Raw genomic sequence first — 15,716 nt, forward strand, 5'->3', positions numbered from 1 at the left:
AGGTGCCTATGTCACTATTGCTTCAGAAATACTCCTAGAATAAAAAAACTCATCTTTAAAGATGAGCTGTCCATTCCTTAAAAAATTACATTGTAATCATGTCCAGAAAATGATCAATCACAATGGAGGACATTCCTAATGCCGGTGCATTCTGTCCTAAGGAAGATGGCAATAATTCATAGCTATTGCCTAATTGGGAATAAACCCTTGATGATACTTCACTTCTCATTGAATTTAAAACCATAGGATGCGATTCAATTATGCTATTTCTTAAAATTACGGCTTGTGGGTTGAAAGTATTTAGAATATTGGTAAGGCCTATTCCTAAATAGAATCCAAAATTTTGTAATGCATTTAAGGTTCCGATATCATTCAGATGGGAGAGGTTTATGATATCTTGATAGGACAGTTTTTTCTCTTTGGTCTGAAGAGATTTTAATAAAGCCTTCTCTGAAGCATACAATTCCCAGCATCCTCGGTTTCCGCAACTGCATTTAGGACCATTAAAGTCTATTGTCATATGTCCCATTTCTCCAGAGAAGCCGCTTACTCCTCTATATAAATGATTGTTGATAATAACACCGATCCCTATTCCTGTGCTGATACTTACGTAAATAATGTTATCGTGATTTTTTGCAGCTCCAAATACTTTTTCTCCATATGCGCCAGCATTTGCCTCATTTTCAATAAAAACAGGCACATTGTACTTCTCTTGTATCGAAGATTTTAAGTCAATATCTCTCCAGTTGGAGTTCGGAGTGAAAACAATTTTTTGATCTTTATCAATGAGTCCAGGCACGCAAATACCTATACCAATAAGCCCGTACGGAGATTGGGGCATATGCGTAATAAAGTGATGAATCATATCAATCAAAATGTCTTTCGTTATTTCTGGAGAATTGGATTCCAAATGGCAGTATTGATCAAGAACGATCGTCCCTTCTAGGTCTGTTAAAATGCCATTGATATAATCCACACCAACATCTATTCCTACGGAGTATCCTGCCTTTTTATTAAAAACAAGCATGACAGGTCTTCTTCCGCCACTTGATTGTCCTTGACCTATTTCAAATACCAGATTTTCTTTCATTAACGTGCTTACCTGTGATGAAACAGTTGATTTATTTAATCCAGTCATTTCAGATAATTTTGCTCTTGAAATAGGTGAATTTTTAAGAATTTCTTTTAATAATAACTTTTGATTTACTTTTTTGACAAAGGTTTGATCAGCGATATCCACTTCATCCACTCCATTTGTTTAATCTTTAAATTAAGTATGAACATAGTACATAGCGAATCTTCCCTTTATTATATCTAATGTGTTCATAAAAAACTAAAAAAAATATTGAAAATACTGATGAGGTTATATAAGATGAAAATAAGTTAGTTTGTTTAAACAACAAACTAATAGGTAACTTACAATATGAAATAAAATGCATTTGTATTTGAATGATCATGTTTTGAATTTATTTTTAAGGGGGAAATCACATGGCTCAATCTCATTCCAGTTCAACCAACTTTTTTGGAAGCGCAAACAAAGTGGTTTACGAAGGGAAAGATTCGACTAATCCTTTAGCATTTAAATATTATAATCCTCAAGAAGTAATCGGCGGAAAAACGATGAAAGAGCATTTGCGATTTTCTATTGCCTATTGGCATACATTTACTGCTGATGGTACAGACGTTTTTGGAGCAGCTACGATGCAAAGACCATGGGATCACTATAAAGGCATGGATCTAGCGAAGATGAGAGTAGAAGCAGCATTTGAGATGTTTGAAAAACTAGATGCACCATTCTTTGCTTTTCATGACCGGGATATTGCACCAGAAGGCAGTACGCTAAAAGAGACAAACCAAAATTTAGATATGATCGTGGGCATGATTAAGGATTACATGAGAAATAGCGGCGTTAAGCTATTATGGAATACCGCAAACATGTTTACGAATCCCCGTTTCGTCCATGGTGCCGCGACTTCTTGCAATGCAGATGTGTTTGCGTATGCTGCAGCACAAGTGAAAAAAGGGTTAGAAACAGCAAAAGAGCTTGGCGCTGAGAACTATGTATTTTGGGGCGGCCGTGAAGGATATGAAACATTGTTAAATACCGATTTAAAATTTGAGCTTGATAATTTGGCTAGATTTATGAATATGGCAGTGGATTATGCGAAGGAAATCGGGTACACAGGGCAGTTTTTGATTGAGCCAAAACCAAAAGAGCCGACCACCCATCAATACGATACAGATGCAGCAACAACCATTGCCTTTTTGAAGCAATATGGCTTAGACAATCATTTTAAATTAAATCTTGAAGCCAATCATGCCACATTAGCTGGGCATACATTCGAACATGAATTACGTATGGCAAGAGTACATGGTCTGCTTGGCTCTGTTGACGCAAACCAGGGTCATCCTCTTTTAGGCTGGGACACGGATGAATTTCCGACGGATTTATATTCTACGACATTAGCAATGTACGAAATCCTGCAAAATGGCGGCTTAGGAAGCGGCGGATTAAACTTTGACGCGAAGGTCAGAAGATCTTCTTTTGAGCCTGATGATCTAATATATGCCCATATTGCAGGGATGGATGCATTTGCAAGAGGATTGAAAGTTGCCCACAAATTAATCGAAGATCGTGTGTTTGAAGATGTGATTCAACATCGTTACCGCAGCTTTACTGAAGGGATTGGTCTTGAAATTATAGAAGGAAGAGCTAATTTCCACACACTTGAGCAATATGCGCTAAATCATAAATCAATTAAAAACGAATCTGGAAGACAGGAAAAATTAAAAGCGATATTGAACCAATACATTTTAGAAGTATAACAGGATAAGCTCCAGATCCTGCTATCAATACCAAGTCACTGAATTACCCGTCATGATTCCTTTCCTATTGCTTGTTGTTATGACGGGTAACTTTTATAATTAGGATTTATTTAGAGTGAATGGTTTTTTAAAAGGGCAAGGAGTGAAAAAATGAAGTATGTCATTGGAATAGATCTTGGAACGAGTGCTGTTAAAACCATTTTAGTTAATCAAAACGGCAAGGTTTGTGCAGAAACGTCCAAAAGGTACCCGCTCATCCAAGAGAGGGCGGGATATAGTGAGCAAAATCCTGAAGACTGGGTGCAGCAAACAATTGAAGCATTGGCTGAATTGGTTTCTATATCCAATGTTCAAGCCAAGGATATTGACGGGATAAGCTATTCGGGACAAATGCATGGATTAGTACTGCTTGACCAAGATCGTCAGGTGTTACGTAATGCAATTCTTTGGAATGATACCAGAACAACGCCTCAATGTATAAGGATGACCGAGAAATTTGGCGATCATCTTCTTGACATCACAAAAAACCGTGTTTTAGAAGGGTTTACATTACCTAAAATGTTATGGGTAAAGGAACATGAACCTGAACTTTTTAAAAAAACTGCTGTGTTTTTGCTTCCGAAAGACTACGTGCGATTCCGGATGACCGGTGCCATTCACACCGAATACTCCGATGCAGCAGGAACTTTACTTTTACATATTACTCGCAAGGAGTGGAGCAATGATATTTGCAATCAAATTGGTATTTCTGCAGATATTTGTCCTCCGCTTGTTGAATCTCATGATTGTGTAGGGTCGCTGCTTCCGCACGTTGCCGCCAAGACCGGGCTATTAGAAAAAACAAAAGTGTACGCTGGGGGAGCAGATAATGCTTGCGGCGCTATTGGAGCAGGTATCCTTTCTTCCGGAAAAACATTATGCAGTATTGGGACGTCAGGGGTCATACTTTCCTACGAAGAAGAAAAAGAAAGAGACTTTAAAGGGAAAGTCCACTTTTTTAATCATGGAAAAAAGGATTCTTTTTATACGATGGGCGTCACGCTCGCTGCAGGATACAGCTTGGACTGGTTTAAAAGAACGTTTGCACCAAACGAATCGTTTGAGCAATTATTGCAGGGGGTGGAAGCTATTCCGATAGGAGCCAATGGACTGCTATACACTCCTTATTTGGTTGGTGAAAGAACGCCGCATGCTGATTCTTCTATTCGGGGAAGCTTGATCGGAATGGATGGAGCCCATAATAGAAAGCATTTTTTGAGGGCAATAATGGAAGGTATCACATTCTCTTTACATGAATCAATTGAGCTATTCCGTAAAGCGGGAAAATCAGTTCATACTGTTGTTTCTATTGGTGGGGGAGCTAAAAATGATACGTGGCTGCAAATGCAAGCTGATATTTTCAATACGAGGGTAATTAAGTTAGAAAATGAACAAGGGCCAGCTATGGGGGCTGCAATGCTGGCTGCCTTTGGAAGCGGATGGTTTGAATCCCTTGAAGAATGTGCAGAGCAGTTCATTCGTGAGGCTGCTGCATTTTATCCAAAGGCACAAAATGTTCAAAAATATAAAACACTATTTGATTTGTATAAGAACATTTATACTCACACAAAGGATCTCAATCAAGCTTTGAAGAGCTTTCGAAAAAACTAATGATGTTATTGTCTGGAGATCAACGAAAGAACAATTAACGATTAATCATCAAAGGCCTTTGATGACATGGCTGCCTTCTTTTGAAAAGATGGTGAGAATAAGGTATCGCAACCTTTAAACAGTATTGGAGTGTCCAGCAGACAAAACGAACGAGCGGAACCGTATTCTGTCAGCGAACACTTCAAGAAGTGAGAAAGCTTAGGAATGCCAATGGGTAAGATGTATGAAACCGCGCTAACGACGGTAGAGGGATCTCTTGATTTATGATGAAATAGGAAGGATGTTTACACACAAATAACCCCCTCACATTGACGTGAAGGGGTGTTTTTTATTGTTACTATACAGCGGAAATTTTACAGGCTAGTTGCATGATTTTAGCTTGATAAGCAGAATGGAACTAGACTCTCCATCATCTCTTTCTAATTCTTTGGAAACTGCATTCTGCTAGGTTTGCTGCTTTTTTTAACAAACAGTGTTTTTCTATTTCACACAGCCATTAAATCCTCTGTTCGTCACATAACCGCTCTTACTCCAAATTGACAGTTTATCTGATTTTGCTTCTTGCTCATCTAGTCTGAATTGGTCTATGTATTTTGTGTTAGGCTCATATACATATGCTACTCTGGCCAATCCCTCTTTCAATAATGTCTCTTGAACAGATTTGCCGTCAACATAAACGTATGCTAACAGTCTTCCATACTTATCTCTGCGATCGCCTTTATCAAATTCCAGCTGTAGCTTACCGCTGTTGACCAATTCTTTATTTCGTTTCGACGCATCCTCACCGTATGGTTGAACACAAGAATTTGGTTTCTTCGTCTCAGGTGTATCAACGAGCAAGTAGCGCACTGTGTCTTCCTTTCCGTTGTAAATAACCTTAATCGTATCTCCATCTATTGCTCTATCTAATGTAACATCGACCAATTTCTTCTGATTTTTTGAATGAGGCGTGCCGGCCTTTTGTTCTGTCTGATTATATTTATTAGATTGAGTATCTTGAGAGACTTGCTCCGTCCCATTAGAATCTGAATGGTTTTTGGCTGCGTGATTTGATCCGCAAGCTGCCAAAGTAATACTTAAAACGATTGCGATCATACTGATCAAAATCTTCTTCATATTGATTCCCTCTTTATCATTTTCTCTTTTTGCGTTTAAACATCATCATTATAACGATATGGACATTTTTTGTGAATGGAAAACTTCAAGGGAACTTATAACACTCCAAATTGCCAATAGTTAACTTTACAACGAGATGATCAAAACATCACCATCACATAGCGGAAATAAATAATCCTGAAAATAATATTGACTGAAAATGCTTTTGGAATTATGATAATATGAGAAATGACAATAATGTGACAAAAACATTACTACAACATAACAACTGATAGCTTAGGTTTATTCTATTGGCTAAAAATGTAAACGGTTACAAATCCAGAGGCGAAAATCTAAGATAGAGATGACTTTAGTTTTGACTCAATATCCACACTGAAAGAGCTTATTAAGTATTCTTAATAAAGGCAGGGGAAATGGATATGAATGAACATCGAAATCGAAGGTTGAAATTAATAATGATTTCAGCAACTTTTGGAGGGCTTCTCTTTGGATATGACACCGGAGTTATAAATGGAGCTTTACCTTTTATGGCAAGGCCAGATCAGCTTGATTTAACACCGGTTACAGAAGGGCTTGTTACGAGTATTCTTTTATTAGGTGCCGCGTTTGGAGCGTTGTTATGCGGAAGATTGGCTGATCGATATGGCCGCCGTAAAATGATCCTTAATCTTTCCTTTTTATTTTTCCTGGCATCACTGGGAACAGCGTTAGCACCTAACGTTTTCATCATGGCGGTCTTTCGTTTTTTACTGGGGCTGGCTGTTGGAGGAGCCTCGGCGATGGTGCCGGCCTTTTTAGCAGAAATGGCACCGCATGAAAAGAGAGGGCGTATGGTAACCCAAAATGAACTAATGATTGTTGGCGGGCAATTTTTAGCATATGTTTTTAATGCGATCCTCGGTGTAACAATGGCAAATACGGGACATGTTTGGAGATACATGCTAGTCATTTGTGCTGTTCCGGCTATCATGTTATTTGCCAGTATGCTTAAGGTCCCAGAAAGCCCCCGATGGCTAATCACCAAAGGCAAAAACAGTGAGGCGCTGCGAGTTCTTAAACAAATTCGAGAAGATAAACGTGCAGAAGCTGAATGTAGAAAAATTCAAGAAGCGGTAGAAAAAGATACAGCACTAGAAAAGGCATCACTCAAGGACTTTTCTACACCATGGCTGCGCCGTCTTTTATGGATTGGAATTGGTGTTGCCATCGTGAATCAAATTACAGGTGTGAACTCGATTATGTATTATGGCACACAAATCCTTAAAGAATCTGGTTTTGGTACAAAAGCGGCTTTAATCGCTAATATTGGAAATGGGCTGATATCAGTTATTGCAGTTATATTTGGGATTTGGCTGGTCGGAAAAGTGAGACGGCGTCCAATATTATTGATTGGTTTGGCGGGGACGACTACAGCTCTCCTATTGATTGCGATTTTCTCAATTGTGCTTGATGGATCTATGGCACTTCCTTATGTAGTGCTTTCTTTGACCGTTTTATTTCTTGCCTTTATGCAAGGGTGTGTAGGACCTGTGACTTGGCTTGTCATAGCGGAAATATTCCCTCAAAGGTTAAGAGGACTTGGTTCTGGGATAAGTGTTTTTTTCCTTTGGATATTAAACTTTGTGATCGGTTTTGCTTTCCCGATCTTGCTTAGCTCTGTAGGTTTGTCTTTTACATTCTTTATATTTGTGGCTTTAGGTGTATTGGCAATCGGTTTTGTGTACAAATTCATGCCGGAAACAAAAGGGCGTACACTTGAAGAATTAGAAGAGCATTTTCGTTCTCGACACGATCATAATACTCCTGAACAATCAGTTATTGAGTTATAAATATGTTGAAAATCTCTCTTCTTATAGGAGGGATTTTTTTAGTTTCAGAAAAAACAAAATCCCTCTGGTAGAGGGATTTTGATTCAGCATTTTAAGATGTTCTACACGTATAATACTGGAGTTGATACTTTAAAAATCTCGCCATCTCTTATATAAAAACGAGGGATGCGGCGGCTTAATGTAGACACGACTTCATAGTTAATCGTATTGAGCATTTCAGCCACTTCATCAACGGAAATCTCGGCTCCTTTTTGCTTACCGTAAATCACGACTTCTTCTCCTTGTTTACCTTCACCGTTTTCTCCTAAACTGACCATGATCATATCCATTGTTACTCTTCCCGCCACTGGCACTCGTTTTCCGCGATGAAGAACAAACCCGCGATTGGAAAGGGCACGAGAATAGCCGTCAGCATAGCCAATCGGGAGTGTAGCAATTACTTCATTAGGTTCTGCGATGTATGTAGCACCATAGCTAACGGTTCGGGGTTCTGTCCGCATGGTTTTCACATAAGCGATGCGTGCCTTTAAACTTAACGCAGGTTCAAGCTTAACGAGATTTAGTTGTTTAATATAGGCTGAAGGATATAAACCATATAAGCCGATACCTAAACGGATCATATCAGCGCTAAATTCCGGAAATGCGATAGCTGCAGCCGTGTTGCACATATGCACGGTGGGCAGCTCAATCCCCTGTTTTTTTAAAAAGCTGAGAAAACTGATGAATTTTTCGTGCTGCAGCTTTGTGAGTGTTGTGTCCGGTTCATCAGCTGTCGAAAAATGTGTGAAAATCCCTGTCCATCTGAGGAATTTACTTGCCTTTAAGGCTTTCACTACTTCTAAAAGTTCTTCCTTTGTGCGTACACCTAATCGTCCCATGCCGGTATCCACGTTAATATGAATGGCCAGCCGGTTAGCACTCGCTTCTTTTTCCAATATCTCGTTTGCTTCTTTCATCCAATCAACCTGAAATGCTGATAATGTTATATTCCAAGCTGCTGACTTCTTTACACAACTAAGGGATGTAAAACCAAGCACAAGGATAGGTGCTGTAATCCCAGCTTTTCGTAAAACGATTCCTTCCTCCACACTGGCAACAGCGAGCTCACTCGCCCCGTGTTCCAGTGCATGGCGTGCCACTTCTATAGACCCGTGACCATAACCGTTCGCTTTTACGACAGCCATAATTTTGCTCTTATGTGGAATATGACGGCGGATCGCTCGCAAATTCTTTTTAACGGCATCAAGATTGACTTCGATCCAAACTTCTCGGCAAAGCTTTATCATCAACGCTTCCTTCCTTCTTATGGATTGTAAATACCACCTATTGCCGCAAGAATAAATGTTAATTGTTGGATGATTCGATCTTATTTTATTCAACTTTATTTGAAATCATTCAACAGCAAATCCATGTGATACGAGAAGGTGCCTATCAATGTTCGAATAATAGCAAGTACGGGATACATGAGGCTTGTAAGTGGGGTGTTAATGGGTACGGCGACCGAGGATTACAAAAATGATTATTTGTTTTGGGACATTTTTTTCTAAGGGTAGATGATAACGAGAAATCTAATCAGGAAATACTTACCGTTGTTATGAACATTGGAAGAACCTTTTAAATGAGAAGGGCTGAGGAAATTCTGTAAAAGATAATCGGTTGAAAAGGCAGTCGATTCCTTGTTCCATAAACCTAACATTAGAGTATATAATTAAACTCGTATTCACAAAAATCGTTTAAGTAAGGGGTATACATGAATAGGGGAGTTAGTTTTCAAATACCGAATGAATATGGAAATTTTCTATGGCGAATACTGCAACCGGTAGAAATAGCTAATTATAGGTGGCAAACGAGTGGGGAATCTTATTTTGTTGTAGAAGGAGAGCTCGATGATGAGGAGCTTTTTCATGACTACGCAATTGTTGAAGGGGCAGTTTTTGAGCAACAATTAAAAACGAATCAGTACTATACCATTTTCGTTGAACTGAAAGCATTTCCATATGGAAAAATGGTTAATCAAGTCAATACATATGAAGAGTTTGCTGACAGTGATTGCGAACTTGTCCTTTTGATAGCAGATAATAGCTACGTTTCGATTTACTGTAAAAACAAAAATATCATTGAAAAACTTTACTTCAATGCTTTACAGAATGATTTTGAAGACGTTCAATTTATAACTGATGAAAATGACACAAGAACAAGCCTTACTGTATGATACTCAATAAAAATTAAAGGAGCTAGTACATGACAATGCAAATTAAAATCAAGTATCTAGATGAAACACAAACAAGAATCAGCAAAATTGAGCAGGGAGACTGGATTGATCTTCGGGCAGCTGAAGATGTAACAATCAAAAAAGATGAATTTAAGCTTGTCCCATTAGGTGTTGCAATGGAGCTGCCTGAAGGTTACGAAGCACATGTCGTCCCTCGTTCAAGTACATATAAGAACTTTGGCGTTATTCAAACAAATTCAATGGGTGTTATCGATGAGTCATATAAGGGAGACAACGATTTCTGGTTCTTTCCTGCTTATGCATTGCGTGATACTGAAATTAAGAAGGGTGATCGTATCTGCCAGTTTAGAATCATGAAGAAAATGCCGGCGGTTGAATTGGTTGAAGTCGAGCATTTGGGAAACGAGGATAGAGGAGGACTCGGTTCAACAGGTACGAAGTAAACAAAATAAATCCTTGGCTGTCTTCATGCTGTGTGATTGATCAATGGAGGTTTCAGCCAAGGTACATATAAATATTATGTATAAAATGAATATTTTAATACGAAGGATTTAATTAAAAACAAAGTTTAAAAAGGGAAGTTTTGAAAAAGTGAAATAGTAATAACTAAAGTCGATAAAGAACCTAAAGATGTCAAAGAAACAATTTTTCTGGTGCTTTGCTTTTTTGAAGGTTTACTTAGCTCGTGGATAACTGCCCCCCATAAAAGCATGGATGCTAAAATTATAATACTTATATACATAAAGATGCTCCTTTTATTATATTTACAGTTTTTACATTTTTATCGATTTTACCACATTTAGGATTGCGTTGTCGATGAAACAAGCATCTCTATAAAGAAATACTTTTATCTAAATTTTTATAAATAGGGGAAGGCAACTAAAAACTAGTAATGCCACTAATAATAAGCCAAGTTAAATGACATGTGTTCATTAATAATTGAATTTACAGCAGCCTTGAGACAAGTTCAAAATATAAGATGAAATGAGACATAAGACTTCACAAAAAAATCTGAGTATCGTCGATAAATATCATAAAAAAGCCCCCGGTATGTCGCCGGGGAATTAATAGACGTTTAAGAGATTTAGTGATGTTTTTTATATGATTCGACAAAATCATAATAATGATCATCATCATCATAATACTTTTTTTCGTAATGATAATCGTGATCATCGTAATACTTTTTATCATGGTCATCATACTTTTTGTCGTAATCATAATGTTGTTTATCATGATCATAATACTTGTCGCAATCATAATGCTTCTTATCATTGTCGTAATACTTTTTGTAATATGTTTTTTTCCAAGTGTAATACTCTTCTTTATATTTTTTATAATAACCCAATTAAATTCCTCCTTTATGTTATTCGAATTTAATTTATGAAGTTTAAATGATATGGTATGGTCAAATGAAATAAGAATAGTAAAAAGAGGCTGTTTAAAACACTTTCTGAAAAACAAAACGGATAGCTGTTTATTAAAACAAGAGCGAGAGAAAGCACTCAATCACTGTAAAATAATAGTAAAGTGTATAGAGAGGATTAATATACGTAAAAAGGGACTTTCTCATTGAAGAATATTTGAACGTTATGGTTAAGATTCAAGAGCTCTATAATGTGATTTTTCACACTGCTTTTGAAGGATTTAAAGTTAGACGTCAACAAGCAGCAAAACCGGTTAGAAACAGATCATATAAGGCATGAACCGCTGCCAAATATCATAAAAAAGTTGTTAATGATCAAATGAATGAAATTAGAGAGAATTTATTTTAAAGAAAGCCCAATTGCACATGGACAAATGACAATTGATATTGAGGTAAAATACAATGCATTAAATCAGAAAAAGCTATTGGAGGATTTAATGTGTTTAGACAATTTCCAATTTGGTATACACAAACACCTGACTATTTGAATTTTTATGTGCCGCAATATCAAACCATTTCTTATAATCCTCAACAATGTTATCAACGGTGTATGTACCAAACTGGCGGTAACTATGAGCTATGTGACAGACTATGTTATGGAGAAATACAGGTGTAAAAGAGGGGGGATTAACTCCTCTTCAAACACACAGTGATTGGAATAAGAATCTCATTTTATCTGCGAGTGCTTAGTATTTGCGATAATATTGCATTCGTAATAAATTATGCTTAGCAACTGAAAATGAAAGAAGGATATGAATAGTCATGACGCAATTCGATAAACAATACAATTCAATTATAAAGGATATCATCAATAATGGAATCTCAGACGAAGAGTTTGATGTAAGAACCAAGTGGGACTCAGATGGAACACCGGCACATACTCTAAGTGTAATGAGTAAGCAAATGAGATTCGACAACTCAGAGGTTCCGATTTTAACGACAAAAAAGGTTGCCTGGAAAACAGCCATTAAAGAGTTGCTCTGGATTTGGCAGCTGAAATCTAATGATGTTAATGATTTAAACAAGATGGGCGTACATATTTGGGATCAGTGGAAACAAGAAGACGGAACCATCGGACATGCATATGGATTTCAGCTGGGGAAGAAAAACAGAAGTCTAAATGGAGAAAAAGTGGATCAGGTTGATTATCTTCTTCATCAATTGCAAAACAATCCGTCTTCACGCAGACACATTACAATGCTGTGGAATCCTGATGATTTAGACGCAATGACCTTAACGCCATGTGTATACGAAACTCAATGGTATGTGAAGCAAGGTAAGCTCCACCTCGAGGTAAGAGCACGGAGCAATGATATGGCGTTGGGGAATCCATTCAATGTATTCCAGTACAATGTGTTGCAGCGCATGATTGCTCAAGTGACTGGTTATGAGCTTGGTGAATATATCTTTAACATTGGGGATTGCCATGTGTACACACGTCATATAGACAATTTGAAAATTCAAATGGAAAGAGAACAGTTTGAAGCACCTGAACTATGGATCAATCCTGAAGTGAAAGATTTTTATAACTTTACCATTGATGATTTCAAATTAATCAACTATAAACATGGGGACAAGCTTTTATTTGAGGTAGCGGTTTAATGCTGCCTTTTTATTGTTATTTTTCAGAATATAAGCTGGCATTAGGCTAAAAATGAAGAAATTTCTTCTTCATATTTCTATAAACAAATAGTAAACAAAATTGGAGCCCAACGCGAAACAAAAGGATTGTTAGAAGCGTTGGGTTCTCTTAGTACAAGTGAACAACGATTGCGTGGTCTGAAAAATTAAACGAACGATATGAAAAGGCCATTGGTTTTATAAGGTGTTAATTCCTCCTATTAATATCATAAGGCTCAAGAAAATTGTAATGAAAAGAAAAGCCCATACTATAGCTGTAAAAGGATTGTTGAGTCCCATCCTTTCTTTCCAATTTATATTAGTGGATCGATTGGTTTTGTATTTTATTAACTGGATACATAAGATCACATTAAAAAAAACTGAAATAACAAGAGCTATAACTAAATAAAGGTTCATTTTCATCAACCTTTCTAGGTTTTTTAAACACTTGAATAGCTTAATTGTAAACCTAATATTAACATATAAATATTTCACCTTAAAAGACCAGCATCGTGCAATGAATACAATTACTTTGTGCAGTTCTAGGTTATTTGTTTTTATTATGAAACTTTTTGGTCCCTGGCTAAAATTCAACTTAAAAATGAAAAGATTGATGTTCGTAAATCTATATAGGGAGTGGATTCCGACACGGTTTTTTATGGAGATGGAAAATTAATTATAAAACCGCCAGACAATGCTGGCGGCTTTTTGCTGCTTCGTTTATTTATGAACAGAGATCGTAACGTTATTTCCGGCAACAGAAACCTTTGCGAAATCCTGTGTATCTATTACAGGAGTGACGGCTTTATTGTCGATTGTGATGTTGTTAAAAGATGTCGAAAAGGTTGCTTTGATCGCATCACGCTGGCTTTCATACGAAACAGCCGCGGTAGCAAGTGTTTTCCATTTTGAAATCGTACCGATGTTGGTTCCTTGAATTTCTGTGATAATCCGTCCGGTGTAGCCGTCATTGTTCGTTCCCCAAAGGGTCATGCGCGTATTGCCGTTTAAGTTTTTATAGATTGTCATTTGGACTGTGCTTCCAGGGCGGAAGCCTTTATTGTATGTGAATTTGTCTTTTCCTTCGATGTACGTTTCTTCATTTTTGGATCCAACCTTCATGAGGGGCTTCCAGACGTTGTATTGTTTGCTGTACTGAAGCCCGATATCGGCTTCAGTTCCGCTTGTTGCTCTAAAGCCAGAATAAATATAGGGAGTAGAGACCGAGTCGTTGTTTTTGACAGTTTCAGGAAGCGTGATTTTAGCTGTAAAAATGGCGCCCGTACTGTTCAGGTAGACACGGCCGCCGATTCCGTTAGGCAGCTGGGATGCTGCTTTTGCGACTTGAGCGTCTGCCGCGGGTAAACCTGGTATAACTGATGGAAGTGTTCCGAAAAGAATGGCTGTTCCTACTGCACTTGCAATCAATATTTTTTTCACTCAAATTCCCCCTTTTGATAGTGATTTCGTCATTTATTATACCTTATTTTGGAACTGGATTGATGTATATAAATAAACAAAATATTTCATTTTGAGTGATGTAAGGGACGAAACGCTTCTCCAATCTGAAAGCTATATACCTTTATCAGAGGAAAGAATGAGATCACAATCGTTTTAGCCGATTTGAAATTTTCCCCAAAATAAAAGTACAAATGCTTAAAGAAACGATTATTAAAAGAATGCCCGCTATCGTTTCCAAGCCTGTAAAAAAGAGGTGACGTTTCATCAATGTCTGTCCTTGTAAAATGATAAAAGCACAGATACCGACTAAGAAAAGAAAACAAATACTTAGGATTGCTAACGCTTTACGTGAGTATGTTTTCATTTCATCTTTAAAATACAGCAATACGAAAACAAAGCAGATAACATTGGCTATTGTGCTTATCACCTCAAAGCTTTTCATGACAACTGATATAAATAGACAAAGTAAAATGAGATAAAATACGATGTTTCTATACAAAAAACCTCTCCTTTTATGTATGATCCACAAAGAGTTTATAAAAGTTTCTTTGTAACTGCAATAAACTGAATGCGCTCACTTATGAACTAACTAAACTATGTACTAAATATTCACTATTCTTTTTCAGATTCAGTCACCAAGGTTTTCATAGAAAGGGAAGCTTCAGAAATATACATATAGTGCACAAACAAAAAAGACCCGGCAATAGCCGGGGGAAAGTAAAAACGAGGAGATGTTAATGGCGTTTAGTAGTGTTTTTTATGCTTTTTATACTCTACAACATAATCATAGTCTTTTTTATCGTGATCATAATATTTTTTATCATAGTCGTCATATTTTTTGTCGTAATCACAGTCATAATATTTTTTATCATATTCGTAATACTTCTTATAATACGTTTTTTTGACCGTATAATACTCTTCTTTGTATTTTTTGTAATAACCCATATATACTCCTCCTTTATTTTTACTACGCTTTATTATACGGCGAGTAGATTTTGCGGCTTGGACAGTTAAAATCATAGAAGGAAAAAAGGGCTGTCCAAATGATAGAAAAAGACAGATGACACAAAAACAAATCAAAATAAAGAGCCGATTTTTCATCGGCCCAAACGATTTATCCTACATTTGTTTATCTTCTTTGTTTTCTGAGTCATTTTTTCTGATATCCTGAGTCAGTCCGCTTGTTGCTTGTTTAAATTCTGATAAGGCTTTTCCTGCTGCACGGCCAAGCGCCGGCAGTTTATCAGGCCCAAATACTAAAAAACCCACAAACAAAATAACGAGTATTTTTGTGAAGCTTAATTCCATATCCTTTTCCCCCTGATTGAAGTACAACCTTTTAAACAAATTATAAGAGATAGCAGTACAAATGGGAATGCATTTATTTTGAACATTTTAAAACCAGCACAAAGACGGATTCATAAAACGGCTGCTGCTGAATATAATGTCCAATGCCACCTGCCTAAGAAGCAGGAGGCAGGCTGGATCAATTATGTAGCTCTGCCGGAAATGATACAAACGTATCTGCGGCTATCATTGACATAGAGGAGTGGTGTAG

Annotated in this window: 16 protein-coding genes and 1 pseudogene; 9 read left to right on the top strand and 8 right to left on the bottom strand. The window is 37.2% G+C overall.

What is annotated here, in order from left to right; genetic code table 11:
* Positions 1-85: 85 nt before the first annotated feature.
* Complete coding sequence (locus NST79_RS09890) at positions 86-1,240, bottom strand: ROK family protein (protein WP_212059726.1); 1,155 nt, start codon at positions 1,238-1,240, stop codon at positions 86-88.
* A gap of 248 nt (positions 1,241-1,488) precedes the next feature.
* On the opposite strand from NST79_RS09890, the gene xylA reads away from it, so the two are divergent.
* The 3 genes and pseudogenes from xylA to NST79_RS09905 all read left to right on the top strand — a co-directional run.
* Positions 1,489-2,826, top strand: a complete 1,338-nt coding sequence (gene xylA, locus NST79_RS09895) for a xylose isomerase (RefSeq protein WP_029317841.1) — start codon at positions 1,489-1,491, stop codon at positions 2,824-2,826.
* Between the two features lie 150 nt (positions 2,827-2,976).
* Positions 2,977-4,476 carry a xylulokinase gene (gene xylB, locus NST79_RS09900; RefSeq protein WP_212059515.1) on the top strand — a complete coding sequence of 500 codons (1,500 nt, stop codon included), beginning with the start codon at positions 2,977-2,979 and terminating at the stop codon, positions 4,474-4,476.
* 101 nt (positions 4,477-4,577) lie between these two features.
* Positions 4,578-4,743 (top strand): annotated as a pseudogene (locus tag NST79_RS09905) (glycoside hydrolase family 11 protein); the annotation flags it as partial.
* 213 nt (positions 4,744-4,956) lie between these two features.
* Here NST79_RS09905 and yncB read toward each other — a convergent pair.
* A complete protein-coding gene (gene yncB / locus NST79_RS09910) occupies positions 4,957-5,592 on the bottom strand; it encodes an endonuclease YncB (protein ID WP_015252020.1) in 636 nt (211 codons plus the stop codon).
* Positions 5,593-6,005: 413 nt separating this feature from the next.
* On the opposite strand from yncB, the gene NST79_RS09915 reads away from it, so the two are divergent.
* Positions 6,006-7,421: a sugar porter family MFS transporter gene (locus tag NST79_RS09915; RefSeq protein ID WP_015252019.1), complete on the top strand. Its 1,416-nt coding sequence runs from the start codon at positions 6,006-6,008 to the stop codon at positions 7,419-7,421.
* Between the two features lie 101 nt (positions 7,422-7,522).
* Here the strand turns inward: NST79_RS09915 and alr are convergent, their stop codons facing one another.
* Positions 7,523-8,707, bottom strand: a complete 1,185-nt coding sequence (alr, locus tag NST79_RS09920; RefSeq protein ID WP_015713988.1) for an alanine racemase — start codon at positions 8,705-8,707, stop codon at positions 7,523-7,525.
* A gap of 464 nt (positions 8,708-9,171) precedes the next feature.
* On the opposite strand from alr, the gene NST79_RS09925 reads away from it, so the two are divergent.
* Together NST79_RS09925 and dutA are read left to right on the top strand one after the other, a co-directional pair.
* Positions 9,172-9,633, top strand: a complete 462-nt coding sequence (locus tag NST79_RS09925; protein ID WP_029317844.1) for a DUF2691 family protein — start codon at positions 9,172-9,174, stop codon at positions 9,631-9,633.
* A 29-nt stretch (positions 9,634-9,662) separates the two neighbouring features.
* The gene (gene dutA / locus NST79_RS09930) at positions 9,663-10,097 is read left to right on the top strand and encodes a dUTP diphosphatase DutA (RefSeq protein WP_003245820.1); all 435 of its coding nucleotides are present in this window, start codon (positions 9,663-9,665) and stop codon (positions 10,095-10,097) included.
* 641 nt (positions 10,098-10,738) lie between these two features.
* Here dutA and cotU read toward each other — a convergent pair.
* Positions 10,739-10,999, bottom strand: a complete 261-nt coding sequence (cotU, locus tag NST79_RS09935; RefSeq protein ID WP_088467220.1) for a spore coat protein CotU — start codon at positions 10,997-10,999, stop codon at positions 10,739-10,741.
* Between the two features lie 401 nt (positions 11,000-11,400).
* On the opposite strand from cotU, the gene NST79_RS09940 reads away from it, so the two are divergent.
* Positions 11,401-11,565: a hypothetical protein gene (locus NST79_RS09940; RefSeq protein ID WP_003231643.1), complete on the top strand. Its 165-nt coding sequence runs from the start codon at positions 11,401-11,403 to the stop codon at positions 11,563-11,565.
* A 274-nt stretch (positions 11,566-11,839) separates the two neighbouring features.
* Entirely contained in the window at positions 11,840-12,679 is an 840-nt protein-coding gene (locus tag NST79_RS09945) for a thymidylate synthase (RefSeq protein ID WP_212059619.1), read from the top strand.
* A 738-nt stretch (positions 12,680-13,417) separates the two neighbouring features.
* On the opposite strand, the gene NST79_RS09950 is transcribed toward NST79_RS09945, so the two are convergent.
* The 4 genes from NST79_RS09950 to tatAC all read right to left on the bottom strand — a co-directional run bounded on the left by NST79_RS09950 (position 13,418) and on the right by tatAC (position 15,466).
* A complete protein-coding gene (locus tag NST79_RS09950; RefSeq protein WP_212059621.1) occupies positions 13,418-14,137 on the bottom strand; it encodes a YrpD family protein in 720 nt (239 codons plus the stop codon).
* 163 nt (positions 14,138-14,300) lie between these two features.
* Positions 14,301-14,657 (bottom strand): YoqO family protein, encoded by a 357-nt coding sequence (locus tag NST79_RS09955; RefSeq protein ID WP_033885320.1) that lies wholly within the window; start codon positions 14,655-14,657, stop codon positions 14,301-14,303.
* A 245-nt stretch (positions 14,658-14,902) separates the two neighbouring features.
* The gene (locus NST79_RS09960) at positions 14,903-15,103 is read right to left on the bottom strand and encodes a spore coat protein CotC (RefSeq protein ID WP_024573164.1); all 201 of its coding nucleotides are present in this window, start codon (positions 15,101-15,103) and stop codon (positions 14,903-14,905) included.
* A gap of 174 nt (positions 15,104-15,277) precedes the next feature.
* On the bottom strand, positions 15,278-15,466 hold the full coding sequence (gene tatAC / locus NST79_RS09965; protein ID WP_003231634.1) for a twin-arginine translocase TatAC: 189 nt from the start codon (positions 15,464-15,466) through the stop codon (positions 15,278-15,280).
* Between the two features lie 78 nt (positions 15,467-15,544).
* On the opposite strand from tatAC, the gene NST79_RS09970 reads away from it, so the two are divergent.
* Positions 15,545-15,703, top strand: coding sequence for a hypothetical protein (locus tag NST79_RS09970; RefSeq protein WP_033885321.1), 159 nt, complete (start codon positions 15,545-15,547; stop codon positions 15,701-15,703).
* Positions 15,704-15,716: the final 13 nt, after the last annotated feature.

This window comes from Bacillus sp. PS196 (assembly GCF_037963555.1).
Taxonomy (GTDB): domain Bacteria; phylum Bacillota; class Bacilli; order Bacillales; family Bacillaceae; genus Bacillus; species Bacillus subtilis.